3 protein-coding genes are annotated in these 2,070 nt (G+C 63.8%); all 3 read left to right on the forward strand.

Annotation, left to right across the window (positions count from 1 at the left end; genetic code table 11):
* Positions 1-566, forward strand: a 566-nt coding sequence (locus tag Ae505Ps2_RS32370) for a hypothetical protein (protein ID WP_249265196.1), incomplete at its 5' end; no start/stop codon positions are given.
* Positions 563-817, forward strand: a complete 255-nt coding sequence (locus tag Ae505Ps2_RS00440) for a hypothetical protein (RefSeq protein WP_075313262.1) — start codon at positions 563-565, stop codon at positions 815-817. The genes Ae505Ps2_RS32370 and Ae505Ps2_RS00440, both read left to right, overlap by 4 nt.
* A gap of 699 nt (positions 818-1,516) precedes the next feature.
* A partial coding sequence (locus Ae505Ps2_RS00445) for an IS701 family transposase (RefSeq protein ID WP_139320223.1) occupies positions 1,517-2,070 on the forward strand: 554 nt, incomplete at its 3' end.

Raw genomic sequence — 2,070 nt, forward strand, 5'->3', positions numbered from 1 at the left:
GCGGTATCAGCGTGGTGTTGGTCGTGGCTGTTTCGATGGGTTCGGCTACGGGGATTGCTTCGGCTGGATCCCCGGCAGTAATGGCAAGCACTCCCACTTCGGTCGAGGCTGAGGGTTTGAAGCGTGCGGAGTTTGCAGTTGAGGGTGAATCGCTAAGTCCGGATGAAGTCCGGCGCGTCACCGAAGAGGTCCGGTATTTATTCTCCGTCGTGCTCGTGAACGAAAATGGTCTCTGGCGGGTCAATCCAGCTTTCGTGCACGATAAGGACTTCCGTGAGCTGGGTCGGGTGGCGAATGCACTCAATGAGCCAATTGATTACCACGCATTTAATTCTCCTAAGTATCGCCAATGTGTGCTCAACGCGGTAGGACTAGGCGCCTTTACTGCGAGTGCCGCCGGTGGTGGATCGCAGCTCGGCTATCTCATGGCCGCTAAGAAGTGGACCGAAGTTGCCTGGGTTCTGGCTCGCTTGGTCGGGGTGAATGCATTGAAGGGCGGCGTCGTCGGTACAGCAGCCGCTCTGGCGGGAGCAGGGGCGTGGTGTGCAACGCCGTGGGCGTCATGAAGCTGTATCGGATTTTCAGAACACCGGTCGCCGCTCGAGATGCTGCTGATTTCGTTCTCGAACATCTTCGAGAACGAGGTGCGGTCGACTACTTCTCAGAGGAGAGATTCAAGCCCGTCATTGAGCTGGCTCGACATGGGGCATGGAGTGAAGCAGCAAAAGAGTATCGGAGTATCACGGGGGCGGGAATTAAGGATAGTGTGATCGCGGCCGAGATTGCTCGACGGATCGTCGAATTCGATAAGCGCTGATGAAGATTTACCGTCCGGTCGGAGGTTGTGCAGCGATCAGAAGGTCGTGAACGAGTATGCGACTCGGTCGCAGGCAAGCCGACTCGGGCCACAGCCCGCCCTTGGGACCGGCGTGGCCTGTGACCGCTTGCCAGCACATCGCCCCTTCTTTTGCGCCACCCACTTAGCCGGGCTATGTCTATAACTTGCTCCGCCGTCGGCGGCCGCGGAGTGGTCCGCGGGCTCGCCGCGCGGACACCGTCGGCGGCCGCGCGGGCCGGCCCGACAGTCATCGGTGGATGCATAGGTGCATGGCGGTTGAAAGGAGTAGGAGTCAGAGGGAAGGGCCTGATGCGAACAGGTGGGCACGGCGGCAAGCGGCCGGACTGAGATGGCTACGGATGGAGCTGAGACGGCGCGTGACGGACAGACGGGGCGCGAGGGGCAACAGATGGACAGATGGGCGCCGGCGCGGTGACAGCGGAGCCGTGAGGGCGACGCAGGCCCTTGCTGCTCGCCCGCGGCGCTGGCCCGTCGTGGCAAGCGCTGCCGCACCGCGAAGCGCCGCGTCCGGATCGGTGATCTCGGAGCCGGACGGGTCAGCTCACTGCTCTCGTTTGTTCATCAAACGGGATATAGCCTTCGGTCCCGTCTAGTACTGCAACGGCAGTTCGGCGTGTGGTGAGAGGCTGACGGCCGTTCGGCGGTGATGATCACCGCGTGGTTGATCTTGCCGGGTGGGTGGCCTCGTTGGACGCGGTGGTGGAGCTGATCTCTGGCCGTTTCCGCAGGGTCGAGCCGCGCCGGCGGGTCGGAACCTACCTGCGAGGCCTGCTCGCGGGGCTCGAGCGGAAGAACGGCTGGACCCTCGCCGAACACGCCGGGGCGATGTCGCCGGACGGGATGCAGCGGCTGCTGCGCACCGCGGACTGGGACGTCGACGGGGTCCGCGACGACCTGCGCGGCTACGTCCTGCAACATCTCACCGACACCGCGTCGGGGGTGTTCATCGTGGACGAGACCGGGTTCATCAAGAAGGGCCTGCGTTCGGCCGGGGTGCAGCGCCAGTACACCGGCACCAGCGGGAAGATCGACAACTGTCAGCTCGGTGTGTTCCTGGCCTACGCCTCGAAGCGGGGGCGGGCGTTGATCGACCGGGAGCTCTACCTGCCGACCTCGTGGACCGAGGACCGCGAACGCTGCGAGCGCGCGGATGTCCCCGATGACGTCGAGTTCGCCACGAAACCGCAGCTGGGGACGGCGATGCTGGCCCG

Source organism: Pseudonocardia sp. Ae505_Ps2, assembly GCF_001932425.1.
Lineage (GTDB): Bacteria > Actinomycetota > Actinomycetes > Mycobacteriales > Pseudonocardiaceae > Pseudonocardia.

What these genes read in the sequence shown, in the direction of transcription:
- Ae505Ps2_RS00440 (WP_075313262.1), top strand. Translation starts at nt 563, where the DNA reads ATGAAGCTGTATCGGATTTTCAGAACACCGGTCGCCGCTCGAGATGCT.